Genomic DNA, 15,991 nt, shown 5'->3' on the forward strand with positions numbered 1-15,991 from the left:
CGCAGTCGGCTAGTGGTTTGGCTTCCTGCCATCAGAAAGCACATCATCATAGAGAAGTCCGATGAGTAATAAATGCCTGAACTGCGCGCCTTACTGCGGCTATTTCTGGCCTTAAGGGGGTCAGCAGAAAATGATTGAAAAAAATCGCACGTTAACCAAAATATGAGGCGTTATCTGCCTTGCGGGACGACCCGTAAGCGCTTTCTTCATCGGGGACGGCCCCAACTTATTTAAGTTAAGGAGCCTGAGATGTCCTGGATTATTCTTTTTATTGCCGGCCTGCTCGAAGTGGTATGGGCGATTGGTCTTAAGTACACCCACGGTTTTACCCGCCTGACGCCCAGCGTCATTACCGTTTCTGCGATGATTGTGAGTATTGTTCTGCTCTCATGGGCGATGCGTTCCCTGCCCGTGGGAACAGCCTATGCTGTCTGGACGGGGATTGGTGCCGTGGGGGCTGCAATTACCGGCATTCTGTTGCTGGGTGAGTCAGCGAGCCTGGCGCGTATCGCCAGCCTCGCCCTGATTGTGGCCGGTATCATTGGACTGAAGCTCAGCACCCATTAGTGGGGCTGTTTAACCCAGATGAGTTTCGACACATCAAACCCTTGCCGGGTCGCGACATCCAGCATCTGCTGTTTCATCTCCGACGAAATGGTTGGCGTGCGGGAAAGTATCCACAGATAGTTGCGATCCGGCCCGCAGACCAGTGCGTTACGGTACTCTCTGTCGAGCGCTATCACGTTATAGCCGCCATAGAAGGGGCCAATGAAAGAGACTTTGAGCGCGGCCCGTCGCGGGTCGCCGGTGAAGTATGCTTTCCCGACAGACTGCTGCCACATCTGCCGATCGGGGTTATAGCCCCGGTTGATAACCTGAATACCCCCATCCTCCATCGTGCTGTAATGTGCAGTCACCTTCTCTAAACCCTGTTCGAACCGATGGTCGAGGCGGGCGATTTCATACCATGTTCCGAGAAAGCGTTGTGCGTCAAAAGGCGTGACGACAGTGACACCAGGAGGTGGGGTAGGGGAACTGCAGGCAACCACTAAAAACGCGGCTGTCACCGCGGCGATAACAGGCAGAATGCGCATAGGAGTTTCCTTACTGTTTTTTGTTAAGTGTAGATGACAGCAAGGAAAAAGCGGGAATTTTGCAGGCCGGGTGGGCATCAGCACCACCCGGCAAGGTTTTACTGCAGAGCGCTCAGAATACGGAATGCCGCTTCCACGCGCGCCGGGTTCGGGTAGCTCTTGTTCGCCAGCATAACAATGCCGAGTTCCTTCTCAGGAATAAATGCGACATAGCTGCCAAATCCACCCGTCGAGCCTGTTTTATGTACCCATGATGCTTTTACTGGCGGAGCTGGAGGGTTCACTTCTGCCACCGGTAACGGTGCAAGAGCCACCTTGTTATCGCTGCCCTCCACGACGGTTTTGGCTTCTACCGGCCAGTTGAGCATCTCCCAGCCCAGACCCTGATACATGGCACCCACGCGCCAGTAGCGAGACTGTGCCAGGGCAATACCCTGTTTCAACGTTGAATCCGGAAGGGCGTCAGGGTTCATGTTGGCCTTCAGCCAGCTCGCCATATCCTGGATGTTGGTTTTGACACCATACGCTTCGGCATCCAGCATTCCCGGTGAAACGTGGGTTGCTTTACCGTCACGGTATCCCCAGGCGTAATGCGCCTCTTCTTCTTTCGGAACGTTAATCCATGTATGGTCCAGTTTGAGTGGCTTGAAGACCCGCTTCGTCATGGCCTGTTCAAAGCTCATACCGGAGGGTTTAACCGCGAGGGCGCCAAAAAGCCCGATGCTGGCGTTCGCATAAAGACGCGTTGTGCCTGGTTTCCACTGCGGTTGCCAGTGTTGATAGAAACGCAGCAGGGAGGCGTTATCCGTGACCTCATCCGGCACCTGTAGCGGCAGGCCACCCGCGGTGTAGGTCGCCAGATCCAACATGCGAATACCCTGCCACTGCTTGCCTGTTAGCTCGGGCCAGTACTTTGTCACGGGGTCGCCCAGCGATATTTCTCCGCGCGCAATCGCATCGCCACCTAATACGCCGGTGAAGGTTTTACTTATAGAGCCCAGCTCAAACAGGGTTTGCGGGGTGACAGGTTTGTTCGCAGCAACATCGGCCTTTCCGAAGGTAAAGTAGTGCGGCTGACCCTGATAAATCACCGCTACCGCCATGCCCGGAATGGCTTGCGCTTTCATCAGGGGGGTAACGGTACGTTCCACCACGTCAGACAGCTGTTTCTCTGACATCGGCGCGGCGAGAACAGAGCAGGAGGTGCTGAGCAGCAGGGCACAGCAAAGGGATTTTGTCTTCATCAGTTATCTTCCGTAATAGCGGTTCAAGGGAGTGTCCGGGCCCGTCAGACCTCAGTAGTCTGTTGGATTTGACTGTGGCTGACAAACGGTTAAATTTAGCATTAGCTGTTAATTTTTCTAACGGATGTAATGATGACCCGCAGCTATCTCCCGCTTAATTCGCTTCGCGCTTTCGAAGCTGCCGCCAGACACCTCAGTTTTACGCATGCCGCGATAGAGCTGAACGTGACCCACTCTGCTATCAGCCAGCACGTTAAAGCGCTTGAGCAGCATCTGAATTGTCAGCTGTTTGTCCGCGTTTCGCGCGGGCTGATGCTGACCACGGAAGGTGAAAACTTGCTGCCGGTGTTGAATGATTCATTCGATCGGATCGCCGGAATGCTGGATCGCTTTGCCAGTCATCGCGCCCAGGAGAAGCTAAAAGTGGGTGTGGTCGGCACCTTTGCTACCGGTGTTTTATTCTCGCAGCTCGCGGACTTTCGTCGCTGCTATCCGCATATCGATCTTCATCTTTCGACCCATAACAACCGCGTCGATCCCGCGGCGGAAGGGCTGGATTATACGATTCGCTACGGTGGCGGGGCGTGGCACGGCACTGAAGCGCAGTTCCTGTGTTCTGCACCGCTGTCCCCGCTTTGCTCACCCGATATTGCTCTCGGGCTCCAGTCTCCGGCCGACATTCTGAAGTTTACCCTGCTGCGCTCCTACCGACGCGACGAATGGTCGGCGTGGATGCAGGCGGCAGGTGAACATCCCCCGTCACCCACGCATCGGGTGATGGTCTTTGATTCGTCCGTGACCATGCTGGAAGCCGCGCAGGCAGGTGTGGGCATCGCCATAGCACCTGTGGATATGTTTACCCATCTGCTCAATAGCGAGCGTATCGTGCAGCCGTTTGCCACCCGGATTGACCTGGGGAGTTACTGGCTCACGCGATTACAGTCGAGGGCTGAAACCCCCGCAATGCATGAGTTTGCTCAATGGCTGGTGGGAAAAATGCAGAAATAAAAGGCCCGCCGGAGGGCGGGCCAGATGTATCAGATAGTGACCACGGCAATCAGCGTCACCACGGTCAGGATGGCCGCCAGACCGTAGAATACCCATTTACCGCTCGGTACATGGATTTTCAGGTCATGCATCGCATGGTGAATACGGTGCAGGCCACACCACAGCGGCAGGACGATCATCAGGAAGATGAATACCCGACCAATAAAGCTGCTCGCAAACGCCAGCACGCGTTCGTAGCTCAGCGCATCGCCCGGGAATAACCCCAGCGGCAGCATAATCCCGACCAGCAGAATGATCACCGGCGCGATGATGGCGCTCCACATGCCGCCTGCGCCAAACAGGCCCCAGAAGACCGGCTCGTCTGAACGTTTTGGATTTGGATTAATCACAGTCGTCTCCTTACCAGAACAGTGCGACAAACAGAATGACCACAGTGACCAGGATCGTCACTCCCCATAGCCCTTTAATCACCGGCTCTGGCCCCATTTTCTCGCCTTTTACGATGATGTTTGCCGCTTTTGGCGCCAGTTCAAACCAGGTTTTGGTATGAAGCAGCGCTGCCGCGAGCACGATCAGGTTCAGAATTACAATGATGGGGTTTTGCAGGAAACCGACAAAGTTCGCCCAGGTTTCCGGCCCGTGCTTGAGGGCAAAAACGCCATACATCAGCTCAAGGCTGAACCAGACCGCCGGTACCGCCGTGCCTTCACGCAGCATGTAGAAGCGATAAAACGGCAGGTTTTTCCACCAGGTGGACGGCACTGGCCGCACATAGGCTTTGCGTTTAGTCGTCATCATGCACTCCTTAGCGTGGTTTCAGGGTAGCGATAAGAAAGTCTTTCGAGCTTTCCACTTTACCCTGCTGAATTGCGGCGGCAGGGTCGACATGCTTCGGACAGACTTCGGAGCAATAACCCACAAAGGTACAGGTCCAGACGCCGTTCTGGCTGTTAAGCTGCGCCATGCGTTCTTTTTTACCGTGGTCGCGGCTGTCCTCGTTATAGCGGTGCGCCAGGGTAATGGCGGCCGGGCCGATGAACTCAGGGTTCAGGCCAAACTGGGGACAAGCGGCGTAGCACAGGCCGCAGTTGATGCAGCCGGAGAACTGATGGTATTTCGCCATCTGCGCTGGCGTCTGGGTATTGGGTCCCTGATCCGGGGTACGCGGGTTGCCAATGATGTACGGCTTAATCGCTTCCAGACTTTCGATAAAGTGCGTCATATCGACCACCAGATCGCGCTCGATTGGGAAATTACCCAATGCTTCAACCTTGATGCCTTTGGTGTAATCGCGCAGGAAGGTTTTGCATGCCAGCTTCGGCACTTTGTTGACCATCATGCCGCAGGAGCCGCAGATTGCCATGCGGCATGACCAGCGGTAGCTCAGGTCCGGTGCCAGGTTATCTTTGATATAGCCGAGCGCATCCAGCAGGGAGGTTTGCTCGTCATAAGGCACTTCATAGAAAGCGCTGTGGGGGGCGGTATCCACTTCCGGATTGTAGCGCACCACTTCAACTTTCAGTTTTTGCATCTCAGCCATTCGCCTTCTCCTTCTTCTCGGCGGCTTCTGCTTCTGCGCCGTACACGCGTTTAGCCGGCGGCAGCGTGGTGATTTTCACGTCGCTGTAGTCCAGGCGCGTTGTGCCATCCGCATCGCGCCAGGCGAGAGTGTGTTTCAGGAAATTGACGTCGTCACGTTCGGTGCAGCCTTCGTCCAGACGCTGGTGCGCCCCACGCGACTCTTTACGCGCCAGCGCAGAGTGCGCCATACATTCCGCGACGTTCAGGCCGTGGCCCAGCTCAATGGTATAGAGCAGGTCGGTATTGAAGACGCTGGAGGTGTCGGTGATGCGCACGCGCTTGAAGCGCTCCTGCAGCTCCGCCAGCTTGTCGACGGTTTTCTGCATCAGCTCAGGGGTACGGTAGATACCGCAGCCTTCTTCCATCGACAGACCCATTTCATCGCGGATCTTCGACCAGTTCTCGTTACCTTCCTGGTTCACCAGATCTTTCAGGCGTTTTTCAACGTCTGCGACCTGCGCATCCAGCGCGGCACCGTTAGCTTCGCCTGCGGTTGCAGCACGCTCCATTGCGCGTTCGCCCGCCATGCGGCCAAAGACCACCAGCTCTGCCAGCGAGTTAGATCCCAGACGGTTGGCGCCGTGCAGACCCACAGAGGAACATTCGCCCACCGCAAACAGACCCTGAATGCGGGTTTCACACTGCTGATCGGTTTCGATACCGCCCATGGTGTAGTGTGCAGTTGGGCGAACCGGAATCGGCTCTTTCACCGGGTCGACGCCCACATAGGCTTTCGCCAGCTCACAGATAAACGGCAGACGTTCCAGCAGTTTCTTCTCGCCCAGGTGACGCAGGTCAAGGTGAACCACGTCGCCGCGCGGCGTTGAGATGGTGTTGCCTTTGCGCCACTCGTGCCAGAAGGCCTGAGAAACTTTGTCGCGCGGGCCGAGTTCCATGTATTTGTTCTTCGGCTCACCAAGCGGCGTTTCCGGACCCATACCGTAATCCTGCAGATAGCGGTAGCCGTTTTTGTTGACCAGAATACCGCCTTCACCGCGGCAGCCTTCCGTCATCAAAATGCCGGACCCTGGCAGACCGGTTGGGTGATACTGCACAAACTCCATATCACGCAGCGGCACGCCGTGGCTGAGCGCCATGCCCATGCCGTCACCGGTAACGATGCCGCCGTTGGTGTTGTAGCGGTACACGCGTCCCGCGCCGCCCGTTGCCATCACCACCGCGTTAGCGCGGATCTGAACGAGCGTGCCTTCCATCATGTTCATTGCCACCAGGCCGCGCGCATGCCCGTCATCAACCAGGATATCGAGGACGAAATGTTCATCAAAGCGCTGAATTTGTGGGAACTGAAGGGAGGTCTGGAACAGGGTATGCAACATGTGGAAGCCGGTCTTATCGGCGGCGAACCAGGTGCGTTCAATCTTCATTCCGCCGAAGCGGCGGACGTTGACGCTGCCGTCCGGACGGCGGCTCCACGGACATCCCCACTGCTCAAGCTGGGTCATCTCCGTTGGACAATGGTGGACAAAGTAGTCAACGACATCCTGTTCGCAAAGCCAGTCGCCCCCTGCAACCGTGTCGTGGAAATGGTATTCAAAGCTGTCATGATCCTGCGCAACGGCGGCGGATCCTCCTTCTGCGGCAACCGTGTGGCTGCGCATCGGATAGACTTTTGAAATCAGTGCGATTTTAGCGTTTGGATTAGCCTGCGCTGCAGCAATCGCAGCACGTAATCCAGCCCCGCCAGCGCCAATTACGGCAAGATCGGCTTGAAAAGTTTGCACGACATTCCTCCAGATTTTTGTTATTTCGCAACGCGACAAACTAAAGGTAGTTCACCCGTCCAAAGGGACGATTGCGAAAGCGTTTCCACTGCTCCTTTATGGGTAAAAGAGTATAACCGTGTAGATGTCAGGGAAATTTGACGTGTTCGATTTTTTTGCTGTTCTGTGCGGTGATTTATCATGGTGATTGATGAATTACGTCACGAAATAATCAACCTAAATGAAATGCGCTTTTTTACTGCGCAAAATTTGTCTCTGTCCCTGCTAACGAGTAGACTTCGTGCCCTTGTCTGAAATCGGAGAAAAACTCATGAGCGAAACGGCCACCTGGCAGCCGAGCGCATCCATCCCAAATCTGTTAAAACGCGCTGCAATTATGACGGAGATCCGTCGTTTCTTTGCCGACCGCGGCGTCCTGGAGGTGGAAACCCCGTGCATGAGTCAGGCAACGGTGACGGATATTCATCTGGTCCCGTTTGAAACCCGTTTTGTTGGTCCTGGCCACTCTCAGGGCATGAATCTGTATCTGATGACCAGCCCGGAATACCACATGAAACGCCTGCTGGCGGCGGGGTGTGGTCCGGTGTATCAGCTGTGCCGCAGTTTCCGAAATGAAGAGATGGGTCGTCACCATAACCCGGAATTCACCATGCTGGAGTGGTACCGCCCGCATTATGATATGTACCGCCTGATGAATGAGGTGGACGATCTGCTGCAGCAGGTACTGGAGTGTTCAGAAGCAGAAACGCTCTCTTATCAGCAGGCTTTCCAGCGCCATCTGGAAATCGATCCGCTGTCGGCGGACAAGGCCCAGCTGCGCGAAGTGGCGGCAAAACTGGATCTGAGCAACGTGGCGGATACCGAAGAGGATCGCGACACGCTGCTGCAACTGCTGTTCACTTTTGGTGTTGAACCGCTGATTGGCAAAGATCGCCCGACCTTCGTTTACCATTTCCCGGCAAGCCAGGCGTCACTGGCGCAGATCAGCACCGAAGATCACCGCGTAGCGGAGCGTTTTGAGGTCTATTACAAAGGCATTGAGCTGGCGAACGGTTTCCACGAACTGACCGACGCGCGTGAACAGCAGCAGCGTTTTGAGCAGGATAACCGCAAGCGCGGCGCGCGTGGTCTGCCGCAGCAGCCAATTGATAACAACCTGCTGGAAGCGTTAAAAGCCGGTCTGCCGGACTGCTCAGGCGTAGCGCTGGGTGTTGACCGTCTGGTAATGCTGGCCCTTGGCGCAGAGCAACTGGGCGATGTGATTGCCTTTACGGTCGATCGCGCGTAAAGAATTGCCGGGTGGCGCTATCGCTTATCCGGCCTACGCTTCTGGTGGCAATTATCCTTTCCATTTCGTCATGGCAACATTAAAAACTGCCATATTCTGTGTACACGGGTCTTTTTCTTAAATTGACTCGTATAGCCACAATATTTGTCTGGTCATCTGCTACCATCCGCGCAGTTTAATTCCTCTTCGGATGGTTATATGTCCCACTCACTCAAAAAAATGACCCTTACCGGGCTCATACTGATGATTTTTACGTCAGTTTTTGGCTTTGCTAACAGCCCGTCGGCTTTCTATCTGATGGGCTATAGCGCGACGCCGTTTTATATCGTTTCTGCTCTGTTCTTCTTTATCCCGTTTGCGCTAATGATGGCGGAGATGGGCTCGGCTTACCGAAAAGAAGAGGGCGGTATCTATTCATGGATGAACAACAGTATCGGCCCGCGTTACGCGTTTATCGGGACGTTTATGTGGTTTTCATCCTACGTCGTGTGGATGGTCAGCACGGCGGCCAAAGTCTGGGTGCCGTTCTCCACGTTTCTTTTTGGTACGGATAAAACGCAGGTCTGGTCTCTGGCAGGGCTGAGCTCCACGCAGGTCGTCGGTATTCTGGCGGTCTTCTGGATGGTGATGGTCACGCTGGTGGCGTCGAAAGGTATCAACAAAATTGCCCGTATCACCGCGGTTGGTGGTATTTCAGTGATGTGTCTGAACCTGGTGCTGCTGCTGGTGAGTATCGCTATTCTGTGCCTGAACGGCGGGCATTTTGCGCAGGAGGTCAATTTTGTTTCATCCCCTAATCCGGGTTATCAGTCCGGGCTGGCTATGCTCTCCTTTGTGGTGTTTGCCATCTTCGCTTACGGTGGTATTGAAGCGGTAGGCGGGCTGGTCGACAAGACCGAGAACCCGGAAAAGAACTTCGCCAAAGGGATTATTTTTGCCGCTATCGTGATTTCCATCGGCTATTCACTAGCCATTTTCCTCTGGGGCGTCAGCACCAACTGGCAACAGGTGTTGAGCAATAACACCACTAACCTCGGCAACATTACCTATGTGCTAATGAAAAGCCTGGGGATGACCCTGGGGCAGGCCATGAATCTGAGCCCCGAGGCGGCATCGGTAATGGGAGTCTGGTTTGCGCGTATCACCGGCCTGTCGATGTTCCTCGCCTATACCGGCGCATTCTTCACGCTTATCTACTCGCCGCTGAAAGCGATCATTCAGGGTACGCCTAAAGCGCTGTGGCCAGCACGCATGACGCAGTTGAACACCGCAGGAATGCCGGCTAACGCTATGTGGATGCAGTGTCTGCTGGTCTGCATGTTCATCCTGCTGGTGTCTTTTGGTGGCGATACGGCGTCTGCGTTTTACAACAAGCTGACCCTGATGGCGAACGTGTCGATGACGCTGCCCTACCTGTTCCTGACCATGGCGTTCCCGTTCTTCAAAGCGAAGCAGGATCTTGAGCGTCCGTTTGTGATCTTCAAAACCCGCGCGGCAACGCTGCTGGCGACCACGGTGGTGGTGCTGGTCGTGGCGTTTGCCAACATCTTTACCGTTATACAGCCCGTGGTTGAGGCGAATGACTGGAACAGCGCGTTGTGGATGGTTGGTGGGCCGATCTTCTTCTCGCTGCTGGCGATGGGGATTTACGAGAATTACCGTCGACGCTCGCAGGCGTTCGTCACGGAAGTGGCATAGCGCTAAAATCCCCCTCCCGAAAGGGAGGGGAGACAGTTACAAACTTCCTGCCGGGCGGGTTCTTGCCGCCGAGGTTAGGGTTTTACCCATCTTTCGTCCGTCCATACTTTCCAGACGCATCTGGAACGGTGGGAACGGCATATCAATACCGTGCTCGCGGAAGCCCGCCAGAATCAGCTGGTGGATCTCGTGGCGAAGCGGCATTCGGTGCCCCATTTCGGCGGCGTAGATACGCAGCTCGAAAATCTGGATCCCCTGTTGTAAATCGACCAGGAACACTTCCGGTGCAGGGTTATCGAGCACCAGCGTGCAGCGTTCGGCAGCGGTATAGAGGATCTGCGTGACTTCTTCACTGTTAGCATCCGACGGTGCCGGCACTGTCAGCACCACACGCGTGACGGAGTCTGACAACGACCAGTTGATAAACTGCTCGGTGATAAACGCCTTGTTAGGCACGATGATCTCTTTACGGTCCCAGTCACTGATTGTGGTGGCGCGAGTGTTGATCTTCGTTACGCTACCGGTCAGATCGCGAATCGTCACCGTATCGCCTATACGAATCGGTTTTTCAAACAGGATGATCAGGCCGGACACAAAGTTGGCGAAAATCTCCTGCATGCCAAAACCCAGGCCAAACGTCAGCGCGGCGACCAGCCACTGCAGTTTAGACCACTCGATACCAATCATTGAGAAACCGACCATCCCACCAAAAAGCAATATCAGGTATTTGGTGATGGTGGTAATCGCATATCCCGTGCCGGGGGTTAAATCCAGATGCTGCAATAGCGCCAGCTCGAGCAGTGCCGGGAAGTTACGCACCAGTTGGGTGGTGATGATCAGCACCAGAATGGCAATCAGCACCGCGCCCAGGGTAATTGGCTCCAGGCTTTCCACGCCCTGCACCGTGGACGTCACATCCCACAGAGAGATGTTCTCCAGGAAGCCAAACGCGGAATGAATTTCCGACCACAGGAAGATTACCGACAGGAGGGCTACCAGCATCAGGATGGAACGCACCAGCCGCAGGGACTGGGTACTGATGGCATCCAGATCCAGTTCGACCTCGTCCGCGTCTATCGTGCCTTCCGTGCTATTAACATGGTTTGACTCTTCCTCACCTCGCGCACGTTGAGCGAGGATCTCCGCCCGGCGATGCTTGGCGCGGTCAAAGGCCAGACGACGGCGCTGGATCAGCATTCCGCGGCGGATAACGTGATACACCACCAGAAGCAGGAACCAGATCGCCACAGAGGTTTCCAGCCGCGCCAGTAGCGCCTTCGAGGTAGCCAGATATCCCACTGCTGCAGCCAGCATTGCAATCAGAGGGGCACTGAGCAGCAGGTTCCAGAGCAGTCGGTTAAACATGTTGTCGCCGCTACCGGATTTATCCAGATAGAGCGGTATCCCTGCACGTTTCAGGCTGAGCGTGACAATGGCCAGCGCACCGCATATCAGCATAAAGCAGAGGCGGCCCAGCGAGCCTGAGAACTCGCGGTCATCGAGATTATCAAACATGATCAGCGCCATAATCAGCGGCACAATCAGCCCGATGCTCATCAGGTAGTAGCGCATGGCGCGCGCAACGCGGTTACGTGGCCAGCCAAAGTGGGCAATGAAAAGGCCATTTGGCCGCGCGAGGGTGGCGCAGATCATCACGACCCACAGCAGCGGTACCGTGGCTGTCACGCCATCGCCAATGGCAACAGCGAGTGGATAGGGCCAGGCTTCCCGTAGCCCGTACCCGAGCGTCATCCACAGCACCGGCAGCGGAGAGGCGACAAGTATCGACCAAAACACGGTGCGCAGCGTCAGCCAGAAATGGTCCTGAGTGACTTTCCCCACCCGTGCGCTGGAACGCTCCAGGAAACGGGTGAAATGCCTGCGTGAGTAAATGCTGAATCCCACCAGAATCAACGCGCCCAGCAGCGGGAAGATGGTCTCTTTGCTGGTCAGCATCATCACGCTGGCCTGTCCCAGTTGGCTGACGGTGTCCAGCGAAATCAGACGGCGCAAATCCTGCACGATCTCGATCGGCCACGAGAAGGTCATTGGACGCACGTCGGATGTCCAGAAAAGATAACGGTGCGTTGCCTCGTTGACCTCTTTCAGCGCATCTTCCAGCTGGCTGTTGGAAACCTTGAGCTTAGTCAGCTCCAGAATCAGCGTATCGCCGCCCTGCAGCAGGGAGTTCAGCAGTTCACGCTGGGTACGCAGCTGAGCTTCCAGAATCCGGTTTTGCTCGCTGGTCAGGGGCTGGCCATCCGCCTGACGGATTTGGCGAATTTGCGGCTGCTTATTGAGGAGATCCTCAAAATGCAGTCGCTGAACGCGTAGCTGGGCCATCTCGGTATCCAGCTGCTGCGGCTTCGGCATTTCCGGCAGACGCGCAACCTGGGCACGCAGCGCCTCGCCCAGCAGGTTTGATGACCCAAGCCACTGGGACTGTTCGCGCAGGGTGTTGAGCGCCTGACGCACCTGCAGGGTTTGATTGGTCGCCTGACGTTGCTGTGAGGCAACCAGATCCATACGCTGCGCCTGCTGATTCAGTGCGGCAGAAAGCTCACGGTTGACCTTAAACTGATCGACGATGTCCGCTGGCAGGTTGGCACTGTTTTCCGCCAGCAGTTCGGTGCTTTCGAGAGCACGTTCGGCCTCGCGCTGGCGCTGGCTATTAAGCTGATTACGCAGGGCCTGAAGATACGCATCCAGCTGCTCGCTCTGCTTTTGTGCGAGTTCCGAGCGCATCCGCGACAGCTCCTGGCGGTTATTGGCGGACAGCTGCGCCAGTTCCAGTTCATCTACCAGGGCTTTCAGACGCGCCGATTCCGCCTGCAGACCAAGATTTTGTGCCTGCGCCTGCGGCGTGTTGCCAGTTTGCGTACCCACGCGGCGCTCAACTTCATTAAGCTGGCGACGGGCGTCGGTTTGCTGCTGCGGGAGCTGGCTGAGGGAGTCGGCAATTTCACGTGCACGCTCTTGCTCCTGCTGAGCCAGACGGCTCTTCTCCAGAAGCTGGCTGCTGACCTGCAGGATTTCCTGATTCAGGGCGTCCGTGGTCATGTTGGCTGGCACATCGCGCGGCTCATCACGCAGATTCGCCAGCTGCGCGCGCAATGTTTGCGATAGTTTGGGGAAGTTGTCGATAACTTGCTGATATTGCTGAGCGCGTTCAAGAGAGCCTTTCCGCTCTTCAAGCGCGTTCAGTGCGGACTGAAGCGACTCGACGGTCTCTGGCTGAGCGGGTTTGGCCGCTTTTGCCTGCTCCAGTTCCTGACTTATCTGTTTGGCGTCGGGGGCTGTCGCTGCGTACGCCCCCATGCTGAGGCACCAGGCCATCAGTAGAACGATAATCGGGCGCACGTCAGCGATCCTTCTGTTGTTAGCCTTCGTCTTTTTTGTCGTCAACCAGCGGGCTGGCGTCATGCTCGGCGTTGATCTCTTCTTGTGACAGCGGAGCAGGTTCTGCATCGGGTGTCACAAAAGTTTCGGTGGAGACTGCCAGCGGCTGGCCAAGTTTGGTCACCGACAGACTTTCAAGCTGTTCAGCCAGCTTCACTTTGCCCGGCGCAAACAGGTTGATAACGGTAGAGCCCAGCTTGAAGCGCCCCATCTCCTGACCTTTCAGCAGGGCGACAGAGCCTTCCGCTTCACCGGCAGGCCACGTCCAGCGTTTGATGATACCTTCACGCGGAGGCGTGATGGTGCCAGCCCAGACGGTTTCAATACTGCCGACAATGGTCGCGCCCACCAGAATTTGCGCCATCGGGCCAAATTCAGTATCGAACAGGCAGATGACGCGTTCGTTACGGGCAAACAGGTTCGGTACGTTCTGCGCGGTCAGGTGGTTCACGGAGAAGAGATCGCCCGGAACGTAGATCATCTCACGCAGGATACCGTTACACGGCATGTGTACGCGGTGATAGTCGCGCGGCGACAGGTAGGTGGTCGCAAACGTACCGTTACGGAACAGGTCCGCCATCAGGTAGTTACCCGCCAGCAGCGCTTCCAGGCTGTAGTTATGGCCTTTCGCCTGCAGGATTTTGTCGTCTTCGATATTACCCAGCTGGCTGATCACGCCGTCAGCGGGCATCACCAGTACGTTAGGGTCGGTGTTCAGCGGACGCACTTCATCGCGCAGCGGGCGTACAAAAAACTCGTTGAAGGTACGGTAGCTGGCGGTGTCTGGCTTCTGTGCCTCTTTCATGTCGACCTTGTAATACTTCACAAAAAGGTCGATGACCAGTTTGGTCAGCCAGCCCGCGCGTTTGCTTGCGCCCCAGCCCGCCAGGCGAGTGAGCCACAGTTTTGGCAGAATGTATTGAAGCGAAAGTTTAAATGCGTTTAACAAGGTAGCCTCCAGGCCATTGTTTTGTCGTTCCTGATCCGGCGGTAAGCCGCCGGAACCTGAAAAAAGGGGACGATTTTAGCGATGCTTAGCTTAGTTGTCAGTTGTCAGAATCAGAAAAGTTTTTACGCGTTTTTACCTGATCCATGCTCTCAAGAATGCGGTGGTAATTCTCGAAGCGGGTCTCCGCAATCTCACCTTTTTCGACCGCTTCACGGATAGCGCAACCTGGGTCGTTATCGTGTTTACAGTCGCGGTACTTGCAAGCGCCTAAATAATCATGGAATTCGACAAATCCGTTGAAGATTTGTTCCGGTTCAAGATGCCACAAACCGAACTCGCGCACGCCCGGGGAGTCGATGACATCGCCCCCGTGCGGGAAGTGATACAGGCGTGATGCGGTGGTGGTGTGCTGGCCAAGACCCGAGACATCAGACACATCATTGGTAAGGATCGCCTGCTGGAGGCCAAGCAAATTGTTCAGCAGACTCGATTTGCCCACGCCGGACTGGCCCGCAAAGATGCTGATGCGATCGGTGAGCGCCTCTTCCAGCGGTTTCAGACCATCTTTGGTATGGCTGGAGACCATCAGGACGCGATAGCCAATATTGCGATAGATATCCATCTGCTCATTGACGAAGGCCATCCCGTCGTCGTCCAGCAGATCGATTTTGTTTAATACAATGATCGGCTCAACCTGCAGCGTTTCGCAGGCGACAAGGTAACGGTCGATAATATTGAGCGAAAGCTCAGGTAAAATCGCCGAAACAATAACGATCTGGTTAATGTTGGCGGCAATCGGCTTCACGCCATCGTAGAAATCCGGGCGGGTGAGCACCGACGTGCGTTCATGCACAGCTTCAACGATACCTTTAACCGTGACCCCTTCAGCCGCCTCTTTACCCGGACGCCAGACCACGCGATCGCCGGTAACCAGTGAACGGATGGTGCGACGGATATTGCATCGGTGAATATCCCCGTCGGCGGATTCCACATCGGCATGCATACCGAAACGGCTGATGACGACGCCTTCTGTCGCTTCACCAAACAGGTTATCGTCATAATCCGGCTTCTCCGAAGTGGTTTTAAGACGGCGCTGGTGGTTGGCGTTTACGCGGCGCTGCTGCCCTTTGGAGAGTTTATTTTTACTCAATCGCGCTGGCTCCTGGTCGCCCGTAAGGGGCAAAACCTCTATGATACACTCTAATTAATACTAGTTAACCTGCTACTGCCGGTTATGCGAGAAGGGTGGAAAATAACATGAGCGCGGATGAAAACAACCTGATTTGGATCGATCTCGAAATGACCGGGCTGGATCCCGAGCGCGATCGCATTATTGAGATTGCAACTCTGGTGACGGACGCCAACCTGAATATTCTGGCCGAAGGGCCGACAATTGCCGTGCATCAGTCCGACGATCAGCTGGCTTTGATGGATGAATGGAACGTGCGCACCCACACCGGTAGCGGCCTGGTGGATCGCGTGAAGGCCAGCACGTTGGGCGATCGCGAGGCAGAACTGGCGACGCTTGAGTTCCTGAAACAATGGGTTCCGGCAGGTAAATCGCCTATCTGTGGGAATAGCATTGGCCAGGATCGCCGTTTCCTGTTTAAGTACATGCCGGAGCTGGAGTCTTACTTCCACTACCGCTATCTGGATGTCAGTACCCTGAAAGAGCTGGCGCGCCGCTGGAAACCTGAAATCCTTGATGGCTTTAAAAAGCAGGGGACGCACCAGGCGATGGACGATATTCGTGAGTCCGTGGCAGAGCTTGCGTACTACCGCGAAAACTTTATTAAGCTGTGATTTTGAGATCCGGCGCCTTGCGTGGCCGGGTTTTTGTCGTTAAATTGTTCAGCTTGCCGATTTAATAAGCATTTGAACTGAATTTCGAAAAAATCGCTTTAAGGGGGGTTGCAGCTAAAAGGATTTCTCGTATAATGCGCCTCCCGTAACGACAGAGAATTACACGTTACGACAGCAACAAAAGC

14 protein-coding genes are annotated in these 15,991 nt (G+C 55.4%); 5 read left to right on the forward strand and 9 right to left on the reverse strand.

Translation table 11 applies throughout. The features are described 5' to 3' along the window. Positions 1-249: 249 nt before the first annotated feature. Positions 250-567 carry a quaternary ammonium compound efflux SMR transporter SugE gene (gene sugE / locus ABFI50_RS11025; protein ID WP_014882209.1) on the forward strand — a complete coding sequence of 106 codons (318 nt, stop codon included), beginning with the start codon at positions 250-252 and terminating at the stop codon, positions 565-567. Here sugE and ABFI50_RS11030 read toward each other — a convergent pair. Both ABFI50_RS11030 and blaACT read right to left on the reverse strand, forming a co-directional pair. Next, positions 564-1,094: a lipocalin family protein gene (locus ABFI50_RS11030; protein ID WP_250127580.1), complete on the reverse strand. Its 531-nt coding sequence runs from the start codon at positions 1,092-1,094 to the stop codon at positions 564-566. The two genes, sugE and ABFI50_RS11030, sit on opposite strands and share 4 nt — an antisense overlap. Before the next feature lie 98 nt (positions 1,095-1,192). Beyond that, on the reverse strand, positions 1,193-2,338 hold the full coding sequence (gene blaACT, locus ABFI50_RS11035; RefSeq protein ID WP_347483980.1) for an ACT family cephalosporin-hydrolyzing class C beta-lactamase: 1,146 nt from the start codon (positions 2,336-2,338) through the stop codon (positions 1,193-1,195). 132 nt (positions 2,339-2,470) lie between these two features. Here blaACT and ampR point away from each other — a divergent pair, with 132 nt between their 5' ends. Further along, positions 2,471-3,346, forward strand: a complete 876-nt coding sequence (ampR, locus tag ABFI50_RS11040; protein ID WP_014882212.1) for a LysR family transcriptional regulator AmpR — start codon at positions 2,471-2,473, stop codon at positions 3,344-3,346. A 29-nt stretch (positions 3,347-3,375) separates the two neighbouring features. Here ampR and frdD read toward each other — a convergent pair whose 3' ends face one another. From frdD to frdA, 4 genes are read right to left on the reverse strand one after another with little or no spacing between them, the layout of a single operon-like run. After that, on the reverse strand, positions 3,376-3,735 hold the full coding sequence (frdD, locus tag ABFI50_RS11045) for a fumarate reductase subunit FrdD (RefSeq protein ID WP_045134431.1): 360 nt from the start codon (positions 3,733-3,735) through the stop codon (positions 3,376-3,378). Between the two features lie 10 nt (positions 3,736-3,745). Further along, the gene (frdC, locus tag ABFI50_RS11050) at positions 3,746-4,141 is read right to left on the reverse strand and encodes a fumarate reductase subunit FrdC (RefSeq protein ID WP_014882213.1); all 396 of its coding nucleotides are present in this window, start codon (positions 4,139-4,141) and stop codon (positions 3,746-3,748) included. A gap of 10 nt (positions 4,142-4,151) precedes the next feature. After that, entirely contained in the window at positions 4,152-4,886 is a 735-nt protein-coding gene (gene frdB, locus ABFI50_RS11055) for a fumarate reductase iron-sulfur protein (protein ID WP_014882214.1), read from the reverse strand. After that, positions 4,879-6,669 (reverse strand): fumarate reductase (quinol) flavoprotein subunit, encoded by a 1,791-nt coding sequence (gene frdA, locus ABFI50_RS11060; protein ID WP_045134430.1) that lies wholly within the window; start codon positions 6,667-6,669, stop codon positions 4,879-4,881. The genes frdB and frdA overlap by 8 nt, the downstream gene beginning before the upstream one ends. A gap of 310 nt (positions 6,670-6,979) precedes the next feature. On the opposite strand from frdA, the gene epmA reads away from it, so the two are divergent. Together epmA and yjeM are read left to right on the forward strand one after the other, a co-directional pair. After that, complete coding sequence (epmA, locus tag ABFI50_RS11065; protein ID WP_014882216.1) at positions 6,980-7,957, forward strand: elongation factor P--(R)-beta-lysine ligase; 978 nt, start codon at positions 6,980-6,982, stop codon at positions 7,955-7,957. A 198-nt stretch (positions 7,958-8,155) separates the two neighbouring features. Next, the gene (gene yjeM, locus ABFI50_RS11070; RefSeq protein WP_045134429.1) at positions 8,156-9,655 is read left to right on the forward strand and encodes a glutamate/gamma-aminobutyrate family transporter YjeM; all 1,500 of its coding nucleotides are present in this window, start codon (positions 8,156-8,158) and stop codon (positions 9,653-9,655) included. A gap of 36 nt (positions 9,656-9,691) precedes the next feature. Here the strand turns inward: yjeM and mscM are convergent, their stop codons facing one another. The 3 genes from mscM to rsgA form a co-directional block, all read right to left on the reverse strand. Continuing rightward, complete coding sequence (mscM, locus tag ABFI50_RS11075) at positions 9,692-13,015, reverse strand: miniconductance mechanosensitive channel MscM (RefSeq protein ID WP_045134428.1); 3,324 nt, start codon at positions 13,013-13,015, stop codon at positions 9,692-9,694. A 19-nt stretch (positions 13,016-13,034) separates the two neighbouring features. Further along, a complete protein-coding gene (asd, locus tag ABFI50_RS11080; protein WP_023331845.1) occupies positions 13,035-14,003 on the reverse strand; it encodes an archaetidylserine decarboxylase in 969 nt (322 codons plus the stop codon). Positions 14,004-14,100: 97 nt separating this feature from the next. After that, on the reverse strand, positions 14,101-15,153 hold the full coding sequence (gene rsgA / locus ABFI50_RS11085) for a small ribosomal subunit biogenesis GTPase RsgA (RefSeq protein ID WP_014882220.1): 1,053 nt from the start codon (positions 15,151-15,153) through the stop codon (positions 14,101-14,103). Between the two features lie 107 nt (positions 15,154-15,260). Between rsgA and orn the strand changes: the two genes are divergently transcribed. Then, positions 15,261-15,806, forward strand: coding sequence for an oligoribonuclease (gene orn / locus ABFI50_RS11090; RefSeq protein ID WP_014882221.1), 546 nt, complete (start codon positions 15,261-15,263; stop codon positions 15,804-15,806). Positions 15,807-15,991 lie beyond the last annotated feature (185 nt).

The sequence above is a fragment of the Enterobacter sp. HNDS-6 genome (assembly GCF_039850505.1).
Taxonomy (GTDB): domain Bacteria; phylum Pseudomonadota; class Gammaproteobacteria; order Enterobacterales; family Enterobacteriaceae; genus Enterobacter; species Enterobacter kobei.

Excerpts from the sequence above, each read along its gene's own strand:
- frdC (WP_014882213.1), bottom strand. The coding sequence starts at position 4,141 with ATGACGACTAAACGCAAAGCCTATGTGCGGCCAGTGCCGTCCACCTGG.
- frdB (WP_014882214.1), bottom strand. The coding sequence starts at position 4,886 with ATGGCTGAGATGCAAAAACTGAAAGTTGAAGTGGTGCGCTACAATCCG.
- ABFI50_RS11030 (WP_250127580.1), bottom strand. The coding sequence starts at position 1,094 with ATGCGCATTCTGCCTGTTATCGCCGCGGTGACAGCCGCGTTTTTAGTG.
- blaACT (WP_347483980.1), bottom strand. The coding sequence starts at position 2,338 with ATGAAGACAAAATCCCTTTGCTGTGCCCTGCTGCTCAGCACCTCCTGC.
- sugE (WP_014882209.1), top strand. The coding sequence starts at position 250 with ATGTCCTGGATTATTCTTTTTATTGCCGGCCTGCTCGAAGTGGTATGG.
- orn (WP_014882221.1), top strand. The coding sequence starts at position 15,261 with ATGAGCGCGGATGAAAACAACCTGATTTGGATCGATCTCGAAATGACC.
- yjeM (WP_045134429.1), top strand. The coding sequence starts at position 8,156 with ATGTCCCACTCACTCAAAAAAATGACCCTTACCGGGCTCATACTGATG.
- ampR (WP_014882212.1), top strand. The coding sequence starts at position 2,471 with ATGACCCGCAGCTATCTCCCGCTTAATTCGCTTCGCGCTTTCGAAGCT.
- epmA (WP_014882216.1), top strand. The coding sequence starts at position 6,980 with ATGAGCGAAACGGCCACCTGGCAGCCGAGCGCATCCATCCCAAATCTG.